Raw genomic sequence first — 19080 nt, forward strand, 5'->3', positions numbered from 1 at the left:
GAGGAGTTCAACGAAATAATGAGCGCCCTTGATGAGTAAGCCCTTTCCCTCAGAACAGGGAATTAACCGGGGAAATAGTAAATTCTATCCCATTTCGGTACACCCTTTTATACACTGGAAAATATATTTCTGTAGCGATAATGTAGGCGTAATGTCCCTACATTATCAGGATAACTAGGCGTATCGCTTCACTCACACCGGGCTAAGAATGAAGCCTGTCTTACTCAGAGGGTATGATGAATGCCATACATTCACCTGTTCAAAAGGATTCAGTTTGTAAGTCTACAAATGTACAAGCGGGATTCGCGGTTTAATTCGTGTACCTTAGAGGGCTACAAACTAACCAGTACTGAAATATCCAAATGGTATACACCAAACTGAAGTTCGAAAAGATACTGGAATTGTACGTATTTAGAGTAGCCGAAGGGTTTATTGATCGCGTTGACGCTGAGACGCAAGCCAAACTCATCCGGATGATTAACGACATCAACAATGAAAAAAAGTAAAAATTAAGCTTGCAGGAAAGAGTACTGCAAACGGAGTCGCTACCCTTACTCTCCTTCTTACACCAATTTACCGGGTACAGCCAACCGCTGTAGCGGGCTGGCATCTAGGCGGCATTAATTGACTACGCCCCAAATCGTATGAATACCCGATTCTATGGTCACATTCCGATTTGTTCCAATCCAGTCCTGTAGGTCAATACCTCCAGTGTCGCCGATCTTTGGGCTTATTCCTTTACCCACTACAGGGCCAGCTAAAATGCGTACCGGTACCCGACAAACAAACCCTGTATTGGTCTGGATGAAAAGGTAGTTAAAGATAATCGTCATGGTTTGGGGAAGTTATGGTTGGGATTTCTAGCGGCTGAACTAGAAAATAGATTGTTCTAAAAACCCACTTTTAGCATTGAATCCAAAATTGGGTTTATTCGTTGGTAAACCTTGCGGTAGTTAACGTGTGCAGGCCGTATCTATGCAATCGGGAATTCGCAATGATTTCCTAAGCGTCTAGCTGTTTCACCGATCTTAAGATTGCTTTCAATGCAGGTTAACTTCAATGCTCCAATACCTGACTACTTCAACGACTACTTTTTGAGTTGACATCCCAGGAGCGATCGGCATATTTCGTTTTTAGCTGTTGCTAGCCTATGATCACTAGATATTGGCTGCTTCAGGCATACCAGGCGGTCGGTACTTCAGTCAATACCCGTTTTAGTCTCAAGTTTGCTGCCATCAACTACTTTCGCCTGCTGCTGAGCCCTATCCGAGTGGTTTTTATAACTAAAATAACCAATTAACAGGAGTAGGATGCCAATCAGCATGTTGTAAAATGTATTCGATTGGTGGGCAATCGGAGCCTGGTCAACAGACAAGCCTGGTGCCAAAAGCTGGCAAAGAAAGATTCGAGTCATGATAATAGAAGGTAAAAATAGATGCATACTCAACTGGCAGTTAGCTACAGACAAGGTCAATACCGTTTGGCAGTACTATTTTCTTGCTGGCTTAGTAGCCAATCCATGAGCGAGTCTGTTGGCAGAATAAGACCAAGCCGTGAGTCGATGGTTTACGCCATGCCACACAAGTCTTTTTTAATCAATAGCTCATCATTGAGGGTTAGTTTTCCGTTTTGCCCAAAATCATAAAAAGTCCGACCACAGGTGAGGGCTTGATTTCTGTCCCCACTGGCTATGGCCCTTCGGTAAGCCTGCTGCAAGGCTTGCCCTCGTGTATGGCGATTACGGGCCTGCTGAAGAATAAGCCAGAAAGCGCCAATTCCAAACGCCAAGCATACGATTGTTTCCATAGGTTTAACCGATTAGGTATCGGTAATAAGTGAGTTAATTAAATGAGTTGGGCCCGTCAACTCACCCAGCTCCTTCTATTGAGACAGTAGGAGAAAAGTATTCATTGGTCTGAAGCCATCGAATGACTTCCTGGGTTGACGGAAAAACCAACACTATAGCCGGATCGTGAGGCTGATGGCCACAACGAGTTAATTCCATTAATTTGTTGAGCCGACAGGTAATGCTTGGCTGGTTCAGGTTGGGCAGGTGGGTAGCCGGACTCACTTGAATCTGTAGGAGTTCGACCGCGCCCAGCTCTGGCCTGTCGCTATCTAAGAACAAGAGCTCTAGTGACTGGTGGCCCACATGGTTTAGTTCACCAAGTACCTGATTTTTTCGTAAAGGCTGGCGGGTGGTTAATGCCTCGACGGCCCAGTCTAGTAACTGCTTCATACGTTTAGTCAAATTAGTCTGAAGCGTAGTTACTCCAGTTTAGGGTTATAAAGTTGGCCCATACCAGGGGGTAGATGATTGCTCAAAACGGGAACGGCTTTCTTGCCAATCTTTCTCGCTCAGGACATAGATGTCTATGTCCTGCACCGTATCTGTTGAAAATCATGGATGTTTTCTTCTTGTAGGGTGATTGGCAATCACATAGGTTTTCGCCACACTTCCTTCTGTTTGCTCGATCAACAGGACTGATTGACCCTTGGTAAAGCTTTGCATCGAACTAGTCTGGGTATCGGCTAGTAGGTAATGGTAGGTTTGCTGCTGAGCGTCATCATAGGCAAAAAAACGTACGTAAAATGGCATGAGTATGGGCATATACCAACCTGTGGCTGCCACAGCTTGACAATCAAAAAGCAATGATTTCAGAATCGAAAGAAGACTAGTGAAGGCTCGTAGTCAATTAATGGAACGATGGCTACGAGTCTGGATTAGGCCGCTACCTAATACGAGTGAAGTACAAGTCTATAAGCACCTTTGGGGTGTAATTGTTCAACGACTAATGAAAAAGATTTGATTTACTGCCAATGGCCCATCCGACCTTAGGGCCGGTTGCACCAGGTGACTCCATTTAAATCGAAGGAAAAACTTCTAAGAGTTGGTAATCATTTTTCTTCTAGCCGTGTTCACTGGGTAATACCCTAGCCGCGTGCTAGTTTTTCGGCAGTCAACTGCCTGGTTTACTGGTCAACTTCCCCAGTGTAATCCCGAATAAGAAGGGCTAGGTTAACTCCCTAGTTCAGCTTCCTTGAACCATTGTGGGCTAACAGCCTTTTCCTTCTGGCTGCAATACGTATTTCTTCCCGTGATTAGGCACTTGGTAGTAGGCGATCGGATCAATCACCTACTTGAGTAGACCCTACTAAGCAGGGCTTACTGTCACATTGTCTTGCCTGTTTTTGATACTTTATGTATGGAAGGCAGCGCATACCCTATTTAGTCTCACCTTTAATGAACCAATCGCATGCGAATCAATTTTGATGAACTCTTCACAGTGGAAGATGGGGTAATGACCCCTAAAGTGCTGATCAATATTATGAGCGTAATCCGGGGTGGCCCTGAGATCAGTCTGGCCAAAGATTCGCTTACGATTAACGGAGTTGACCCGTTTAGCTGGCGGGGAAAAGACTTGATGGTCGATCTGCGCAAAGCAGGAACGATTCAGGAGTACTATATTCGAGGCTTAGCGATCGGCTAATTCTCGACTGCAATCGGATCTAACAATCAATTTATCAGGTATGGCATCGAAAACACTAGTCATCATCGCTGGGGATGGATCTGTCTCCCCGAAACCCTGGAAAAAAGCGTATTTCAATATGAGTGTTGAGGAGGCAAAGCAACGTTTTATGCAAACGTATCCTCAGTCCAGAGATGTTACGATTGCCAGCGTTGTCTTTAAGGATGAATTTACGATCGGTCCTCATGGGGAAATTTCTTCCAGCTACTATTAAGCCGATCAAGATGCTACTGCGAACTTTTGACGAACAATTCTTATGAAAACCGTATACACTCGTTGGGTATTCAGCCAAACTCACGGCATACTTTTCGTGTCCGTATCGGCCTATCACTTTTCCCAGCAGCGACATTGGCATATGTCATTAAATTAGCTATATGCTGGAAGCGATGAGGATGCTAGAGATGGTTACAGTCATAGGACGAAGTATGTTTTTCTTGCCTAGTTTGATAATAGTGAATGGTACGCATTATTCAAACAAGTAAGCCAGCGGCATGTTATACTACATATCACACGATTAGTTCTTACATCCCCGACTCGTCATTTGGCCGGGTTTTGTTTGGGGTTTACTCTGCTCTATCCTAATCGTTTACCTGTAGAGTTGTTCCAGTGTTTCTTTCTGTCTATTCTATACCAATCTCTCACGTAATAACTTGAGTTGCTTAATATTATCAAGGCAACTGGTTATATTCTCATTTGCTATTTCGACAAGGATTATATCCGTTTCAGAGGGCTCTTCTCCATGCATAGTGATACTGAGTAACATTCGTTCAAAGCCAACTTGTAACTGACCGTACTTATCGATTTGGTGGTCGATCTGCTCAACTGTTTTGGTGCTATGCATATATAATTGCTTCTGTTGAAACTGTTGGCGGTAAGGGGCATCAATACGGGGACGGTTGACCAACCGTTGGCCATTTTCACACCAGAGTTAGTTTTAAGTCGTGGAGGTAAATCTCCACCCATTCATCTCGTACGGATCAGATCTGGGCGCCAAAGTCAGCTACCGCTTGATGGCGCTGCTCGTCAGCTTTTATGTTGACTAGCCTGATGCCAAGACCAGTAAATGTTTGCCCGGCTCAGAGGTTGATCATTTTTTGGTTAAGACGACAGATCCAGAGACCTAATACAGGATTCGTTTTTCTGGTATTGGGAAACTTTGGGTGCGTCTAGAACCTTAGTGACCACGAAGGCAAATTCTTACCATTCTTATTGTTCTTTCCTTAGAGAACAATGTTCGAAGTGTTCAGGGATATAACACGGAGCAATGGAAAACGATTTAATTAATTTTTACCTTGTAGTAAGTATTGGGCCGATCAGAGAGTTTTTCAAAACCGGGGAAGTACAAACTCACATATGGGTAGTTCTGGGGAAAAGGTGCGACTCGTTCATCCGTCCCTGAGTTTCACACTCATTTAGGATGAACGAGTCGCACCTTTTCCCCAGAACTACCCGACATCGCTTACTCGAATTATAGCCAAGGATAAATTAGAGACCGATGGGTGGCTTTACGATCCGTATGCAACTGACTGGACTGCGGTAGCGACGGTCAGTCGCTGCTGGCCACTTGATATTCTCATGAAAAGAATCGTCTCCCTAAACGCTCCCAACTGAGACGAGGAGAGAGTTGAGATCTGCCTCGATCAACCTAGTTATATCCCGGCGAAGCGATCCATCAGGCTGTGCCACCACAACCACTGACCCGCCAAGTTCATCGTTAAATGCAAAAGCAGAAACAGCCCCAAGGCCAACGGATAAGCGGGCTGTAACCTACCCATTCGCCTATCGTCAAGCAGCAACAGCACCAATACCGCTTCAATGGCGAAGAAGCTGCCATTGAGCGTTTTAGCGAAACTATCGAACCAGGGAATGAAAAATAACAGGCGTGTAATGGCGGGCGGCAGGATGATGAGGACGGTACAAACCATATAGCGGGCATGGAGGGCCAATCGGCGTCCATGCCATAAGCTTAAGCCTAGAAACAAGCTAAATAAGATCAACGAGGCAGCATCAATAAAGGACAGCTGATAAACTGCACCGGGTGGGTATGCATCGGCGGCCTCGATCATCAGCTGCATCATCTTGAGTCCGCCAATCAGCAGGGCAGGCACCAGCACAATCGTGCCGATCCAACCCAGTTTTCGATGCCAGGCTAATTGTCCACGCCGATACAAAATAGGTTGTAAGATTAGTAGTACCATCCATAATCCAGCGGATGCTCCATGCAGATGGTGGTAGAGGTCAGTCTGCATGAGCCGGGAAAAATAAGAGCGGGAAAAGCCCAGCCAGGTGATGAGCACGGCTAGCCCAAAATACCAGGGGGCATTGGGATAGAGCAGAGTCGGTTTGCGGGTAGTTGACTTGACGTGGTCTGGGCTAGGCTCTTTCAACTTAGGTAGCAGTCTATGGGAAGGCTTTTTCAAGTAAGATAGGTATAAAACCGTACAGATTAAAGATCGTAGGGTGTGTAGTTACTGCTCAATATTTGGGTTTGGTACTTCCGGTGGTTACTAACAAAACGAAGCTAGCCAATACCAAGGAATTAATCATCGGCTAAATCTCAAGATAGGCTCCCCCTTGAGACGAAGGAGCGTTTATGAATAGGCTCCCATCTTAGACGACGAAGTATTCATGTAGCTGCTCATTAATTCGGGCATTTAAAAAGACACTGAAAGAGTCAGGTCAAATCGAGACTATCAAACCTTTATTGGTATTGTTCAACCCAGTACAGTTGCTTATTAAGTTGGCCCACCGAACTAGCTGGCCATTTTAGACGTAGACCTATGTATCCTCCGTCTCAGGTGGGGGCGATTGGTGAGATCATAAAAAAGGGGAGTAGACCCATTATTCGTCGTTGAATTAGAAAATAAATCGACCACAACTTGCCTGCCTTGGCATGCCTCGTCATGAACACTCAATTTGCATACTAGCCCCTACACCCAGCCAAAACGCTCCAGAAGTCGGTCTTTTTGTTGACGCGATACGGGAATGTTGCTGCCATCGCTCAATACCAGATACGTACCTTCTCCTTTGACCAGTCGTTTTATGTGGCTGAGGTTAACGATATATTGCCGGTGAACACGTAGGAAATTGCGGCTTTCGAGCAGTTCCTGAACATCGCCCAATGTTTTGGAAACCAAATACTTCTCGCCAGTATTCAGCACAAAATGGGTGTAGTTGCTGTCGGATTCGGCGTATAGGATTTGGTTAGTGTCGACAAAAGCCAGGCCATTTGCGTGCGGAAGGGCGAGTCGGGAGGACGTAGCAGCGTGAACGGCTCCCGATTCGCCAGTTGTCGGGTAATACGTTCTTAACAATTCCAGTTGTTCCGTCAGGATATGAGCCGGTATCGGCCAAGATGACGTACTACGTTGGATGGCCTGCTCAGCTCGACCAACGGATTTGACTAAATCGATGGTATCGACGGGTTTCAGTAGATAATCTAAAGCAGCAAATCGAAAGGCCTGTACTGCATACTGATTGTAAGCCGTTACGAAGATGACCTGAAAGGAAATCTCGCCTAACTGTTCCAGCATTTGAAACCCGTTTAACATCGGCATCTCAATGTCCAGGAATACCAGCGCAGGCTGAAGCGAACGTATCGCCATTAATGCCTTCGGGCTTTCGGTAAATTGCCCAACGATCTCAATCTGTGGACAGTGACGCGCCAATTGCATTGCCAGCAACTCCACATTGTCGGGTTCGTCGTCGATGATAACGGTACGTAGCATGCTTAAAGAGTGAATGAGCGAAAGAGTGAATGAGTGTGGTCCGGCATTCCGGTTGGCGTTGGCAATACGCTCTTTCACTCTTTAAATTGGTATGTCCAGCACGACTTTCGTGCCTAGGGGGTCGCCATCGGGGGCCACTAAGTCAAACACCTGCGCCTGGGTGTGGGTATTGTAAAGCTGGTTGATCATCCGAATGCGATCGGCGGTTACCTGCATCCCAAACGACTTATGCATTCCTGCTGACTTGCTTTTTAGTACCTTGGCCCGCTCCCTGCCAACGCCGTCATCGGTGATTTCGACATGTAGTAAATGGTCTCCTGCCTGTTGCACCTCCACCTGCACGGAACCTCCCTCGGGCTTGTGCATCAATCCATGCCAGATGGCGTTTTCCACATAAGGCTGCAACAATAAGGGCGGAATCTGCACAAACTGCTGATCGATTTCGGGCGATACCTGAATCAGAAACTGTACTTTCTGTTTGAAACGCATGGCTTCCAGTTCGATGTAAAGTTGCAGGGCTTCCAGTTCATTTTGCAACGTAACGCGTTCTGAACGAGAGTTTTCCAGCACCAGACGTATTAGTCGGGCAAACTTGGTGAGGTAATCAGACGCTTTGTCGGCGTTGTGCTGGAGGGTATACAGTTTGATCGAGTTGAGGCAATTGAAAATGAAGTGTGGATTCATCTGAGCGCGCAGGGTCGTCATCTCGGTATCAGCCAGTTTCTGCTCGAACTCGGTTTCGAGTTGGCGCAGGTGTTGCGCTTCCAGCTGGCGATTCTGGCGATTGTTGCGGTACAGAAAGAAAGCCGCCAATAAGGCCACAACCAATAAACCTAGTAAAGCATAAAGGCGCAGTTGATTCTGATAAGCCAGCGCATTCGCTTCTAACCGCCGTTGGGTAGCGGCCTCCCGCTCCCGATCTTCGTAAGCTGCTTTTTCCGCTTCTCTTACTTTTTCCTGGGTTTTCAGGCTGTCTTTAGTGGCTGTTGCAATGAGGTGGTATTTAAGCGCTTCAGCTGCGTTTGACGTTTTATACAGGTCGAAAAGCAAGCTGGCCGTTTGAATGATGTAGATGGTCTCTTCTCGTTCCAACTGAATGCCCAGTGCTTTTTTGGCGTAAAATCGGGCCGAATCCAGTTGATTTCTGTCCCGAAAAATCTTGGCAATACCTTGGTAGGTTTGCCCATTTGGTTTGCCCCCTGATGCCGCAATCGACCGACGAAAATAGCGCAGGGCCAGGTCCGGCTGCTTTTTTTCATAGTAGAGTCTCCCCAATGACACATACCTATAATTGAGATTGCGTTTTTCTTTTAGCGCAATCTGTTCGCTTTTTTGCAGATAAAATAAGGCTGAATCTAGTACATCCCATTCAAGGTAGAAATCGCCCAGGATTTCTTCGATTGGTTTGGGGCCTATGGGCAAGTTTTCTTTGCCAATTAATTCCTGGCTTAACTTATTGTAGTATAGGGCTTTTTTAAAATCAAATTTGCTGTAGGCATAGCCCAAATAGTTGAGGGAGATCAACAGTCCAGGCTTGTCATTTCGCTTTTCACAAAGCTGTTTGGTTTCCATTAGTATCGGGATGGCCTTGTAGTAATCCCATTCGACCAGACAGAATCCAAGTTTTTGCCCGCAAAGGATCGTTCCTCTATCGAAATGGATCCGTTTCGCCAGGGCGAATCCCCGCTGCCCATACTCGATGGCCGCCTTTTTATGCAGCCATGTGTATACGGCCGTCAATTGCGCATAAATCAGCACACGGTCTGTATCGCTTTTGGCTTTGGCTAATTCGCGTATCAAGCTATCATGCTGCATGACCCTGGTATCCGTTTGGGCCGAGAGTAGGTGGGCATGCACAAAGAGAAGTAAACAAACCAGAACGTTTTTCATCTAAGGTAAGCCAGCATAGAGGGGTGTAATTATGAGCCAAAGTACTGATAAGCAGCCGTATTATCCACTTCTTCCAGGACGAATGACCTCCTATTTCGCGTAAGTGGTTGCTTTTTTCGAGTAAACCGATTCATACACCGGTTAAACGCTTCGCTCAAGAATTTCGGCCACTGACGCGAAATTCTTCACCACTAATCCTACTTCACTTGAGGAGCCTGTTTATACCTGCTACGTTTGGATCAGTCAACCGGCGGGATGCCCCGCTACTCCTAAAAACAGCTCCATTATCCCATGAAAAAGTTACTTTATTCCCTATCTGGCACCCTACTGCTTGGGCTCACTCTTTCGCTCGTCCAGGCCCAGTCCAATGCCCAAGCTCAACCGACACCGCCTGATAACGATACCGCTCTGGTAGCTGCTTTCCTCAACGACATTACTAGTGGTCACTACGATGCCGCCCGCAATCGAATGACTGACGATTTTCGGGCCTATGGTCCCGACTACGACGATTATGTATCGGCCGATAATCTGCTACAGCGTTCCGAACGAAATCAGTACCTGTTTACCCATCAGAAGCTGACTATTGACCAGCTAAAATCGGTAACGGTCACTACGGGCGAGCGAAAGGGGAAATGGGTGTTTGTCAAGGGCGTTTGGTCGGCCGAGGATGGTCGGCAACGGGGAAACCCTATCCGGATGACCTTCCACGAGCTGTTCCGTCTGTCTAACGACAAAATTGATCGCACCTACATCAGCTATGGTAACGATCAGATATTCTATGATCTGGGTTTCCCGCTCTATGCTGATGGACCAACGCATTTGCCCTTAGCCACGAAGAAAAAGTGATAGCAAATTATCGATCTGTATACCCCCAATTTTCATTTACCAACCCTCAATTCACACCATGAGAAAGCTCCTTATTTACACCTTGCTTGGCCTGATTAGCCTGTCGTGCCAGAAAACCAACAATGACCCCGCACCTGATACCTGTAAACTTAGCACCTCACCGAGCGTAAAAAATAGTACCTACGATAGCAACGGGCGGGTGGCTACTCTGTCGACAGAAAGTTTCAATGACACCACGACGGTACTTATCCTCAGCACATTCACCTATGACACGGCAGGTAAGCTAACTAAAACGGGTTATACGTCAAACGGCAATCCCATTTCAGAAGAAACATACACCTACACAAACGGACGTATCACGCGGGTCAATTTTAGTGGACCTAACTCCCCAACGGGCCTTAACAATCTAAGCTACGACGCTGCCGGGCGGCTGGCCCGCTATAGTGTTGAAGTAGGTGGAAAAGTGCAGTACGTGCAAACCTACGCGTACAACGCGGATGGTATATTGACCGAACAGGCTGTAGTGGATGAACAGGGGAATGCCTTGTTCAAAGTAGTGACCAAACCCGTTGGTACTGTTAAGTCGCCGGAACAATTGCTCATCCGTAAGGGCCTTCCTTATTTACTACCAACCGGTGAACCACTCGTGGCGGCTGAGGGGAATATCGGAACGGTAAAAGACTATTTTTCAATAGATGATACGGGAAAATTGGTTTCTGTTGGCAGCCAGAAAATAACGGCGCTGAAAACCAACACCCAACAGTATCTCACCGAGATGACAATGGCCGATTCCGATGGTAAGAATCCGTTAATCGTGAATTACACACTCAGTGATTGTCCTTAAGAGTTAACCCAGACTGTCCACATGATGAAAGTCATTAGCCTAGTATTGCTTCTACCCATATCTTCCCAACTGGCTCAGGCTCAGACAACCCTAAACGGGACCGTTCATGATGGTGCAGGTCGTCCTATACCCTTTGCCACCGTAGCCCTGCTCAATGCCCGCGATTCGAGCCTGGCCAAAGGTTCTGCCAGCGACCAGCAGGGGCTGTATAGCTTCACCAATGTCCGAGCCGGTCACTACATCGTACGGGCTACTGCTGTTGGCTACCAGAAGAGGCACTCGAACGTAGTGGAGGTAACAAACCGACCGACCGACGTAGCACCCCTCATGTTACCTGAAATAACCGGCAAACTGGCCGAAGTTCAGGTACTGGCCAAAAAACCATTTGTTGAACAGCAACTCGACCGCATGGTGGTCAACGTAGCGGGTAGCATTGTGGGGAGTGGCAGCACTGCGCTCGAAGTACTCGAAAAATTGCCGGGCGTAACGGTCGACTACCAGCATGAACGTCTTCAACTCCGGGGTAAAGACGGCGTCATTGTGCAAATTGACGGCAAACAGACGTACCTCTCGGCACAGGACGTAGTGGCACTGCTCCGTACCATGTCGAGCGATAATATTGCCACGATTGAACTCATCACCAACCCCGGTGCCCGTTACGACGCGGCTGGCAACTCAGGCATTATCAACATTCGGCTCCGAAAAAACGCGGATCTGGGTACAAATGGCACACTCACCTTAGCCGGTGGGTCAGGCCGATACGACCGGGAGCGGGGCAGCCTGCAACTGAATCACCGGAGTCAAAAACTAAACCTGTTTGGCTCCTATAGCCTGAATCGGAGCGGCACCTACTGGGATTTTACATTTAATCGAAATCAACCTGATCCCTCACCCGATGATGCCAGCCGACGTAATATTGTTACTGCCACGACGTATCAGATCACGCGCGATCTAGGGCAAAATGCCAAAGCCGGATTTGATTTTTCGCCCACGAAACAAACCACACTAGGTGCCGTCTGGACAGGTTTCTGGAGCGATCATCGTTCGGATACGGACTTGCCCGCCAACGCCAGTTTTCGCCGACAGGATAACCTACCGGCCTACTATCAGATTCAGACCGATAAAAAAGAGAAAACCATCAGTCAGAATCAGGTTATCAATTTGAATGGACAACACCTATTCGGGGAAAAGGGCACCAAAGGCCAGTTGAGCGCCGATGTAGATTACGGCCAATTCAACAGTGACTTTACGAATAGTCTCCTGACACGAACGCTAATGTCGATCGAAAGTCCGGCCAAACCGGCGCAGGTATTGATCACCACCCAGCCGACAACGGTGGACATTCGCACCGCAAAAATTGATTTTATCCGTACGCTACCCATTGGCTGGAAACTCGAAACAGGCCTGAAATGGGCATCAGTCAAAACAGATAACGACCTGGCGCTGCGTACTGGCCCACTCGAACAGGTGCAATCCGATCCGTTGCTATCGAATCGGTTTCAGTACACCGAGCGAGTGGGCGGGGCTTATGCAAGCCTGTCGGGTAAACTGGGCCGGGGCACCGGGCCCAAAACCGAGGTGCAGTTGGGGCTGCGGGCCGAGCACACCCAGTCGGAAGGTCGGTCGCTGACGCTCAACCAGGTGGTGCCACGCACGTATTTCAATCTGTTTCCGAGCCTGTTCGTAACCCGCGCACTGGCAAAGGGCCAAACGATTTCCCTGTCGTACAGCTACCGCATCGACCGGCCTAATTACCAAATCCTGAATCCAGCCCGGAGTTTCGTCGATCCGTATTCGTACCGGAAGGGCAACGCCTTTCTCAAACCCCAGTATACCTCGGCGGTCGAGTTGCGCTACGGACTCAAAAGCGGGCTATTCGTTTCGGCAGGTGCCAATTTCACCATCGATCTGGTTAACCCGATTGTGTACGGCACAGGGGGCAATGCGTCGTACATCATCTGGCAGAATGCCGGTAACGCACAGGGGTATATGCTTACGGCAGGCTGGCCCCTAACCCTTATGAAAGGCTGGCAGCTCCAGACCACCCTGCTGGGCTACTACAACCAGTTTCAGGTAGACTATGAAGGGCAGGCGGTACGGGTAAGCAACGTAGCGGGGCGTATCAATGGTAACAATGCCTTTACGTTAGGCCGGGGCTGGACGGCTGAATTGACGGGCTGGATAAAAACGCCTGCCGTCCAAGTGCTCGACCGATCCCCCTGGCTTGGGTCGCTGGATTTGGGTCTACAACGCGCCGTGTCACCGGTATTGAAGTTGAAGCTCAGTGTTCAGGACGTCTTTCACTCCAATCGGTTTGCGAGCGCAATGAGTGTGCCCGGAAAATTCTCGTCGGATGGCAGTTTTTATATGGATACACGCGTACTTCTGGTTAATCTAACGTATTCGTTTGGTAATCAGAAAGTAAAAGCCGTCCGGCAACGACGTAGCGGCTCAGATGACGAAACCCGGCGGGCGAATTAATGGCCTTCATCCTCTACCCTATCACCTGAACTCAATACGTTATCGAACGACTGTCTTATTGATCACAAGCTGTTTAAGAAAGGCACAAACATTTAGACCAGCTTACTTGATTAGGGCCAACTTTTATAGCCAGGTACTATTGATCGCAATCTCAGAAAAGGCTACTCTAATGCGACGTTGAGTTGGGTAAATGACGCTTCAAAAACTCATTTACGGCGCTAAAAAATAGGTTGGGCTGTTCAACATTGACGAAATGACCCGCTTCATTGATACCCCGTACTTCAGCCTGGGGTAGCGCTTGGCTAAGCGAATAAAACGTGGTGGCTCCAATAGAATCTTGCCAGCCGTAAATAATCAGGGCGGGTCCCTTGTAGGCTTTCAGCGTCAATTCTAGATTAAATCCTTCCCGGCGCAAGCTACTCCACATCAGCGAACCCATGGCTCGATTTCTAACCCCTTTTTCTACCTGAGCAAAAACACGAGCTAGTTTTGATCGATCATAAACCGAATTAGCGGTCCTTATTCGTCTTAGTTCTCGGGTGGCCAGTTGAGGGTCTTTTTTGGCCGTGGGGGAATCTAACCAATAATTGATCGCACTGGTATCCGAAAGTTGGTAACTCTTCTGTTCACTGGCGTTAATAATGGGCGAATGAGCCAGGTTAATTTCGCCACACCCATTCAGGATAAGCAGGCCAACCCGGTTAGGATAGCTAGCTGCATAAGCTGCGGCTAACATACCACCCCAGGAATGGCCATACAGATTTAGTTTAGTGACCCCTAAGCGCTTACGAAGTAAATCCAGGTCATTTATGGCGGAGTGAATATTGATCGTGGTGCTATCCAGGGGTTTAGTCCAGGAGCGCCCCGTACCCCGCTGCTCAAAGAGGATGGCTCGGTACGACTTAGCCAAGCTCTCCACTACATCGGACTCTTGTTGGGCGCTAATGCCTGGTCCGCCACTCAATACCACGATTGGCGTACCGGTCCCATAGGTATGATAGTACAAAACCGCCTGATCGAGCACGAGTGAATCGGTCTTCTGAGCCCATGATTGAGTGGGCATGAATGGCTGCCAAAAGACGAGAATGAGTAGATAATACTTCATTTGAGGTGGCGATAGAGGCTGAGTGTGTTTTGGCTCCTTTCTGGAGGAGGCCAGCTTTGGGTTTATTTCTTCAATATCGCTAATTTTCTGTAGCTGCATTAGTAGCTGCATTAATTGACTTAGTAAATGGTCTTCATCACCGCTATGTTACGGGCTGGTAGAGCAATAGGAACAATCTTGATGGCGATGCGTCTTTTTGAGGATGCCAGTTCGGCCAGGAATAAGTATGGTAGTCAATATTACCCTAGACCCTTAATTGCATTTAATAAAAGATTGTACCCTCTGATTTTACAGTCTCAAGATTCGCTCATTTTGGGTTAGCGAATAACCATCTGGCAACAAGTCGGACATATCGAGGCATAATCACAAAGGTCATTAAACCTACAATAATCCCACTCGTTAGTAAAGGCTTAACTAAAGGAAAAGCCAAAAAGGGAACCGCCGAAAAAATAGGGGCGAGTAGCCAGGGAACCAGTATACTGAGGGGAAAAATGGCCGACAGCGTGATCAGAAACTGTTTATAAGCCGGTGCTAATTTCCTGGTTTGGGGTGGAGTGAACCAAAATTCAAGACCCGTTTTTAGTTGAATGGTTTCATCCGCCTGCAGCAATGGCCGCACTTTTTCAATCAATTGCTGGCGAGTATCGGACTCAAGCCAAGCCCGTAGATTCGCTTCGGAATCAAAGTGAAGCACAATAGTGAATGGCTGGGAAGCCTCATGGGGTCGAATTATAGTTACGCCACGATGCCCGGCTGCTTTCTGGGCTAGTGGAACAATTTCGGTTAACCAGTTTTCATAGGCTTGCATGTGTTGCTTGGTAGGGTGTTGCAAGATAATGGTGGTAACAGCGCTGTCCATTTCGATCGGTGTCTTTGTGGGCATAATCGGATTGGTAGGGGTAGCTTAAGCCTTGGGGTGACACCAGGGGCAGGTAGGTCCATCCGCATTGGTTTAAGCACGCATAGTCATTTTAAATGAACCGGGTTAGGGGTTAGGGTTAGTGACCTAAGCCATCTTTGTCCAGACAAAGATGGCTTAGTTTTCTGTCCAGTAAAAGGTAGCAAGTCTAATCTCAGAAAATGCTTCTTAGTGAGACGAATCGAGATTTGAGTAACTATAATAGGGGCGTTTAATAGGACACTGTCTACCTTTCCTACTGCCTGGAAAAGTACGAAATCATAAGAGGGCTATGCTGTCAGAAGCACTCAATCACTACCAGCAACCAGCCAAGGAGCGCTCGAGCCGATCAATCGTTAGCCCATACTGCGCCAGTAACTTGCTCTTTCGAGCTCCGTCGCTCAAACAACATTGAGCACTTTCCCGTAACTCGAGCATCTGAATGAGTGTGTCTTCCAGATTAGCCCGGTAATCCAGACGCGACTGCACCAACCGCGCTTTCAGGGCCGCTACCGATCCCTGATGAGACTGGGGGATGGCCAAGGGGACAGCCAAACAGTGTTCCCACTGCTGTTTCAATTGGTGAACGGGATTCCGCCAGCCACCTTGATTGAGCTCCTCGACCGCTAGACCGTACCGACCGCGCCGATCAACCAACTCAGCGGTTAAAAAGACATCCCCGCCTTGTTGGACATGGAGCATAAAATTATAGGCTTTCTCCAAGTCATCGAACTCACAGTGGAACTCTTTGCTATGGTGTTGAGCAGTGATGGTACAAATGTTTAGCGTCATTACGGGGCAGTTCTACTGGCAATGTAACCCTAAATCGGTACAAACGTTCTCCGCAGTAAGCAAAAGGGCCAGGGAACGATGAATGAGTGCCGTGTTACGGTTGGCTGAAGAAAAAATAACCACTCTCGTTTGACTCCTCGATGAATAGGCTCACCTTTGAGCTAATCAGTTCACACTGAGTTTCTTCTCCGTCTCCTCTTGTTAATGCTGCCGGTCAAGTCACTTCCAAACCAGCCGGTCGTATGGATCAGCCAATCATGCTCCTTAAAAATACCCAAGCTCGCTTGCGGTTTACCCAAAATTGCCGGGTATTGAGCGCTAAAATCACCACGCTCCAAACCAGCAATGAACGTCTGTCCCATCGGTTAGAGGCCCTGATCGACCAGCAGGCCCGGTTGATTGATCGGCTGAAGGATTTACTAGCCAGATAGCGTTAGCGTCTTTTGGATGCATGCTGGAGGGCTTTTAGCTTGGTCTCCAGGACATCCATGCGGTGCAGGAGATTGGCTTTTATCTGCTGGAGTTGGTGCTGTCTTCGGTTGATTTGCTCAGCTTGCCACCGATAGTAGCTAATTCGATCTTGGTAGTTAGCCGTAGATTGCCGGGGCAGTTCGTTCTGCTTGTTCATTGATAGAAGAAGTGCTCTTCCAACTATCATATGAAGATCACTCTCTATAAAGATACTGATTCATTGGCCATGTACCAAGCCTATAGGGTGAGCTTGAAACCGCCATTGTAGATAAACCCATCCGTTGGTGCCCAGATATCCACAAAGCGCGGGTTCTGAATCGTACCCGTGTACATCGGCTCGAAACGACTTTGACGCACGTCCAGGAAGTTTTCAAAGTTGACAAACAAACTGAATTGCTTCCAACGCCGTTCGGCTGAAATGCCCATCATCCAATACGAGGGCTTTCGGCTGCCATCCCGAATGGTTTGATGGCCCACGTAAAATAACTCGTACCCGATCCGCAGTTTCTCTTCGATTTCATAAAGAACCGTCGTGTAAAGCCGATTTCGGGATGTGAACGGATTTTGCCGAATTTCGGGCATGCTGGCCAGGGGGCTATAATCGGTTTTGGCATCAATGAAGGTGTAACCCAGATAAACCGACAGATCGTCATACGACAGCTTTACGTTGGTTTCCATGCCCCTGGAAACCAATCTTCCTGCTGCGCTGTAGAATTGATAATAGCCATCTGAGGCAGGCCTATCCTCCAGTAACAAGGCGTGCTTCAACCGCGTATAAAAAAACAGATGATTGATCGACAGATTGATCTCGTCGGAAAGCTGGGTTCGATAGGTAAAGTCCAGATTACCACCCAGCGAGGTTTCATTTTGCGTAGTGGCTAAGTCAATCGGACGAATCGCCTGAAAGGCTTGTTCTTCGGCTTCTTCGGTAAAGATAGTGGGTGCTTTATACCCCATGCCTCCCCCGGCACGAATGGAAAAAGAGGGTGAGAGCTTATAGAGAGCCGATACCCGAGGGAGCAAAAAGGCGGTTCCCCGGTTGATGTAATCTAGCCGCAGCCCCGTTTCTAGGACCAATTTGGCCGATGGTTTCCAGTTGCTCTGGGCAAATGCCCCTACCGTGTTGAGCGAGTAATCTAAGGGGATTGACGGAGCGTTGTTTTGACGAAACTGGTCCGTCCATAGATTCGCGCCTAATACCCATTCAAAAACTGGATTGGGGCGGCTGTAGGTCAGCTCCGAATACGTGGCCAGTTGATGCCCACCAAACTGATACGTCGGTCGCGTTAGATCACGAGTAAAATACCCGACGCTATTTTTAAGGGTGAGTACGTCCTTATTGGCGTAGGTCTTATCGAAACGGAATTGGGTGGAAAGCCGGGCTGTGTTGTTGCCTTCCACATACTGGTGCATGTTGTCAGTCCTCCTGCCAATCACCTGCATATCCCCGCCCAGGCGATCTTCAAACGTGCTATTGATGCCTAAACTGATCGTAGTCGATGGATGGACATACCAAAACCATTTGGGGTTGATCGTGTAGCGGGTGTAGTGGGGAATATCCGAAAAGCCGTCTTTATTGACATCATAGGCGGCCTGGCTGTTACGAGCCACGTAGAGGGTCAGTCCTGTTTTGCCAAACTGCTGGCTGTAAAAGCCGCTCAGATCGAGCGCGCCCGTTTGGTTGATGTTGGCCAGAAAAGATAACTCTCTCTCAGCGGTGGGCTCTTTGGTGACCAGGTTAATTAGTCCGGCAATCGCTCCGCCCCCATACAAAGTTGATGAAGAACCTTTGACCACTTCGACCCGCTTTAAATTCAAGGGGGGAATTTGCAAAATGCTTAATCCGCTGGCAAAGCCGGAATAGAGCGGAAAGCCATCCTGAAGCAATTGCGTATAGCGTCCATCCAGCCCCTGAATCCGAATGGTGGTATTAGCCGACGTAGGCGAGGTTTGCTGGGTTTGAATGCCGGTGCTCTCCGATAAGGTCATGCGGATATTGCTAGGCTGCATGCTGGCTTTTTCGTCTAGTTCCCCGGCTGAAATGACCTCTACTCGGGTGGGAATATCACTAATCGTGCGACTGCTGCGCGTGGCGGAAACCGTAATTTCAGCCAGCTCTTCGCCAGTAGGGGATAAAGCGAATTGAAGTGTATCCGTTGTCGAAAGAGGAAAGCGGTATTGGCTTTGGCTGGATTTATAGCCAATGAATCGAGCGATCACCTCATACGAACCCGCCGGAATGTTGGCTAAAGTAACTAAGCCATTGGCATCCGCTGCGGCTTCCAAATTAAGCGCCGTTAGTTGAAGGGTAGCCCCTGGTAATGGAGACAGCGATTGCGCATCGACAATGCGGGCACGGAGGATGGATTGTCCGGCTGCGGATGTAGCCATCATCAGAAAAGGAAGTAGCCAGTATCGCCAGCGCAGTCTCACGCGGTAAAAATAAAGCTTTTGGCTAACCAAGCTTGGCTAGAACGCTATTTCGTTGCCTATTC

The 19080-nt window shown here is 48.1% G+C and carries 20 protein-coding genes; 7 read left to right on the forward strand and 13 right to left on the reverse strand.

Annotation, left to right across the window (positions count from 1 at the left end; genetic code table 11):
• The first annotated feature begins 362 nt into the window (after positions 1-362).
• Complete coding sequence (locus ACYVE4_RS03170; protein WP_460995460.1) at positions 363-506, forward strand: hypothetical protein; 144 nt, start codon at positions 363-365, stop codon at positions 504-506.
• 114 nt (positions 507-620) lie between these two features.
• On the opposite strand, the gene ACYVE4_RS03175 is transcribed toward ACYVE4_RS03170, so the two are convergent.
• From ACYVE4_RS03175 to ACYVE4_RS03195, 5 genes are all read right to left on the reverse strand, one after another.
• On the reverse strand, positions 621-833 hold the full coding sequence (locus tag ACYVE4_RS03175; RefSeq protein WP_460995461.1) for a hypothetical protein: 213 nt from the start codon (positions 831-833) through the stop codon (positions 621-623).
• 365 nt (positions 834-1198) lie between these two features.
• Complete coding sequence (locus ACYVE4_RS03180) at positions 1199-1414, reverse strand: hypothetical protein (protein WP_460995462.1); 216 nt, start codon at positions 1412-1414, stop codon at positions 1199-1201.
• A gap of 152 nt (positions 1415-1566) precedes the next feature.
• Positions 1567-1806: a hypothetical protein gene (locus ACYVE4_RS03185; protein ID WP_460995463.1), complete on the reverse strand. Its 240-nt coding sequence runs from the start codon at positions 1804-1806 to the stop codon at positions 1567-1569.
• 61 nt (positions 1807-1867) lie between these two features.
• Positions 1868-2239: a hypothetical protein gene (locus ACYVE4_RS03190; protein WP_460995464.1), complete on the reverse strand. Its 372-nt coding sequence runs from the start codon at positions 2237-2239 to the stop codon at positions 1868-1870.
• A 162-nt stretch (positions 2240-2401) separates the two neighbouring features.
• Positions 2402-2611 carry a hypothetical protein gene (locus ACYVE4_RS03195; RefSeq protein ID WP_460995465.1) on the reverse strand — a complete coding sequence of 70 codons (210 nt, stop codon included), beginning with the start codon at positions 2609-2611 and terminating at the stop codon, positions 2402-2404.
• Positions 2612-3257: 646 nt separating this feature from the next.
• Here ACYVE4_RS03195 and ACYVE4_RS03200 point away from each other — a divergent pair.
• Positions 3258-3491, forward strand: a complete 234-nt coding sequence (locus tag ACYVE4_RS03200; RefSeq protein WP_460995466.1) for a hypothetical protein — start codon at positions 3258-3260, stop codon at positions 3489-3491.
• Between the two features lie 40 nt (positions 3492-3531).
• The gene (locus ACYVE4_RS03205) at positions 3532-3744 is read left to right on the forward strand and encodes a hypothetical protein (protein ID WP_460995467.1); all 213 of its coding nucleotides are present in this window, start codon (positions 3532-3534) and stop codon (positions 3742-3744) included.
• A 1435-nt stretch (positions 3745-5179) separates the two neighbouring features.
• Here the strand turns inward: ACYVE4_RS03205 and ACYVE4_RS03210 are convergent.
• From ACYVE4_RS03210 to ACYVE4_RS03220, 3 genes are all read right to left on the reverse strand, one after another.
• Complete coding sequence (locus tag ACYVE4_RS03210) at positions 5180-5917, reverse strand: hypothetical protein (RefSeq protein WP_460995468.1); 738 nt, start codon at positions 5915-5917, stop codon at positions 5180-5182.
• Between the two features lie 543 nt (positions 5918-6460).
• On the reverse strand, positions 6461-7336 hold the full coding sequence (locus ACYVE4_RS03215) for a LytR/AlgR family response regulator transcription factor (RefSeq protein ID WP_460995469.1): 876 nt from the start codon (positions 7334-7336) through the stop codon (positions 6461-6463).
• Positions 7337-7339: 3 nt separating this feature from the next.
• Entirely contained in the window at positions 7340-9148 is a 1809-nt protein-coding gene (locus ACYVE4_RS03220) for a histidine kinase (RefSeq protein WP_460995470.1), read from the reverse strand.
• Positions 9149-9439: 291 nt separating this feature from the next.
• Between ACYVE4_RS03220 and ACYVE4_RS03225 the strand changes: the two genes are divergently transcribed.
• The 3 genes from ACYVE4_RS03225 to ACYVE4_RS03235 are packed head-to-tail and all read left to right on the forward strand — an operon-like array spanning position 9440 to position 13319.
• Positions 9440-9994 carry a nuclear transport factor 2 family protein gene (locus ACYVE4_RS03225; protein ID WP_460995471.1) on the forward strand — a complete coding sequence of 185 codons (555 nt, stop codon included), beginning with the start codon at positions 9440-9442 and terminating at the stop codon, positions 9992-9994.
• Positions 9995-10052: 58 nt separating this feature from the next.
• Positions 10053-10838, forward strand: coding sequence for a hypothetical protein (locus tag ACYVE4_RS03230; RefSeq protein ID WP_460995472.1), 786 nt, complete (start codon positions 10053-10055; stop codon positions 10836-10838).
• A 21-nt stretch (positions 10839-10859) separates the two neighbouring features.
• The gene (locus ACYVE4_RS03235; protein WP_460995473.1) at positions 10860-13319 is read left to right on the forward strand and encodes an outer membrane beta-barrel protein; all 2460 of its coding nucleotides are present in this window, start codon (positions 10860-10862) and stop codon (positions 13317-13319) included.
• A gap of 166 nt (positions 13320-13485) precedes the next feature.
• On the opposite strand, the gene ACYVE4_RS03240 is transcribed toward ACYVE4_RS03235, so the two are convergent.
• The 3 genes from ACYVE4_RS03240 to ACYVE4_RS03250 form a co-directional block, all read right to left on the reverse strand.
• Complete coding sequence (locus tag ACYVE4_RS03240) at positions 13486-14523, reverse strand: alpha/beta fold hydrolase (RefSeq protein WP_460995474.1); 1038 nt, start codon at positions 14521-14523, stop codon at positions 13486-13488.
• A gap of 208 nt (positions 14524-14731) precedes the next feature.
• Positions 14732-15307 carry an antibiotic biosynthesis monooxygenase gene (locus ACYVE4_RS03245; protein ID WP_460995475.1) on the reverse strand — a complete coding sequence of 192 codons (576 nt, stop codon included), beginning with the start codon at positions 15305-15307 and terminating at the stop codon, positions 14732-14734.
• A 330-nt stretch (positions 15308-15637) separates the two neighbouring features.
• Entirely contained in the window at positions 15638-16114 is a 477-nt protein-coding gene (locus ACYVE4_RS03250; protein ID WP_460995476.1) for a hypothetical protein, read from the reverse strand.
• Positions 16115-16356: 242 nt separating this feature from the next.
• Here ACYVE4_RS03250 and ACYVE4_RS03255 point away from each other — a divergent pair, with 242 nt between their 5' ends.
• Positions 16357-16545: a hypothetical protein gene (locus tag ACYVE4_RS03255; protein WP_460995477.1), complete on the forward strand. Its 189-nt coding sequence runs from the start codon at positions 16357-16359 to the stop codon at positions 16543-16545.
• Positions 16546-16547: 2 nt separating this feature from the next.
• Here the strand turns inward: ACYVE4_RS03255 and ACYVE4_RS03260 are convergent, their stop codons facing one another.
• Both ACYVE4_RS03260 and ACYVE4_RS03265 read right to left on the reverse strand, forming a co-directional pair.
• Positions 16548-16742 (reverse strand): hypothetical protein, encoded by a 195-nt coding sequence (locus tag ACYVE4_RS03260; RefSeq protein WP_460995478.1) that lies wholly within the window; start codon positions 16740-16742, stop codon positions 16548-16550.
• An 80-nt stretch (positions 16743-16822) separates the two neighbouring features.
• Complete coding sequence (locus ACYVE4_RS03265) at positions 16823-19018, reverse strand: TonB-dependent receptor (protein WP_460995479.1); 2196 nt, start codon at positions 19016-19018, stop codon at positions 16823-16825.
• Between the last annotated feature and the right edge of the window lie 62 nt (positions 19019-19080).

It is taken from the genome of Spirosoma harenae, from assembly GCF_054776975.1.

What these genes read in the sequence shown, in the direction of transcription:
- ACYVE4_RS03170 (WP_460995460.1), top strand. Translation starts at nt 363, where the DNA reads ATGGTATACACCAAACTGAAGTTCGAAAAGATACTGGAATTGTACGTA.
- ACYVE4_RS03235 (WP_460995473.1), top strand. Translation starts at nt 10,860, where the DNA reads ATGATGAAAGTCATTAGCCTAGTATTGCTTCTACCCATATCTTCCCAA.
- ACYVE4_RS03190 (WP_460995464.1), bottom strand. Translation starts at nt 2,239, where the DNA reads ATGAAGCAGTTACTAGACTGGGCCGTCGAGGCATTAACCACCCGCCAG.
- ACYVE4_RS03230 (WP_460995472.1), top strand. Translation starts at nt 10,053, where the DNA reads ATGAGAAAGCTCCTTATTTACACCTTGCTTGGCCTGATTAGCCTGTCG.
- ACYVE4_RS03205 (WP_460995467.1), top strand. Translation starts at nt 3,532, where the DNA reads ATGGCATCGAAAACACTAGTCATCATCGCTGGGGATGGATCTGTCTCC.
- ACYVE4_RS03225 (WP_460995471.1), top strand. Translation starts at nt 9,440, where the DNA reads ATGAAAAAGTTACTTTATTCCCTATCTGGCACCCTACTGCTTGGGCTC.
- ACYVE4_RS03220 (WP_460995470.1), bottom strand. Translation starts at nt 9,148, where the DNA reads ATGAAAAACGTTCTGGTTTGTTTACTTCTCTTTGTGCATGCCCACCTA.
- ACYVE4_RS03255 (WP_460995477.1), top strand. Translation starts at nt 16,357, where the DNA reads ATGGATCAGCCAATCATGCTCCTTAAAAATACCCAAGCTCGCTTGCGG.
- ACYVE4_RS03245 (WP_460995475.1), bottom strand. Translation starts at nt 15,307, where the DNA reads ATGCCCACAAAGACACCGATCGAAATGGACAGCGCTGTTACCACCATT.
- ACYVE4_RS03175 (WP_460995461.1), bottom strand. Translation starts at nt 833, where the DNA reads ATGACGATTATCTTTAACTACCTTTTCATCCAGACCAATACAGGGTTT.
- ACYVE4_RS03195 (WP_460995465.1), bottom strand. Translation starts at nt 2,611, where the DNA reads ATGCCCATACTCATGCCATTTTACGTACGTTTTTTTGCCTATGATGAC.
- ACYVE4_RS03250 (WP_460995476.1), bottom strand. Translation starts at nt 16,114, where the DNA reads ATGACGCTAAACATTTGTACCATCACTGCTCAACACCATAGCAAAGAG.
- ACYVE4_RS03260 (WP_460995478.1), bottom strand. Translation starts at nt 16,742, where the DNA reads ATGAACAAGCAGAACGAACTGCCCCGGCAATCTACGGCTAACTACCAA.
- ACYVE4_RS03200 (WP_460995466.1), top strand. Translation starts at nt 3,258, where the DNA reads ATGCGAATCAATTTTGATGAACTCTTCACAGTGGAAGATGGGGTAATG.
- ACYVE4_RS03240 (WP_460995474.1), bottom strand. Translation starts at nt 14,523, where the DNA reads ATGCAGCTACAGAAAATTAGCGATATTGAAGAAATAAACCCAAAGCTG.
- ACYVE4_RS03180 (WP_460995462.1), bottom strand. Translation starts at nt 1,414, where the DNA reads ATGACTCGAATCTTTCTTTGCCAGCTTTTGGCACCAGGCTTGTCTGTT.
- ACYVE4_RS03185 (WP_460995463.1), bottom strand. Translation starts at nt 1,806, where the DNA reads ATGGAAACAATCGTATGCTTGGCGTTTGGAATTGGCGCTTTCTGGCTT.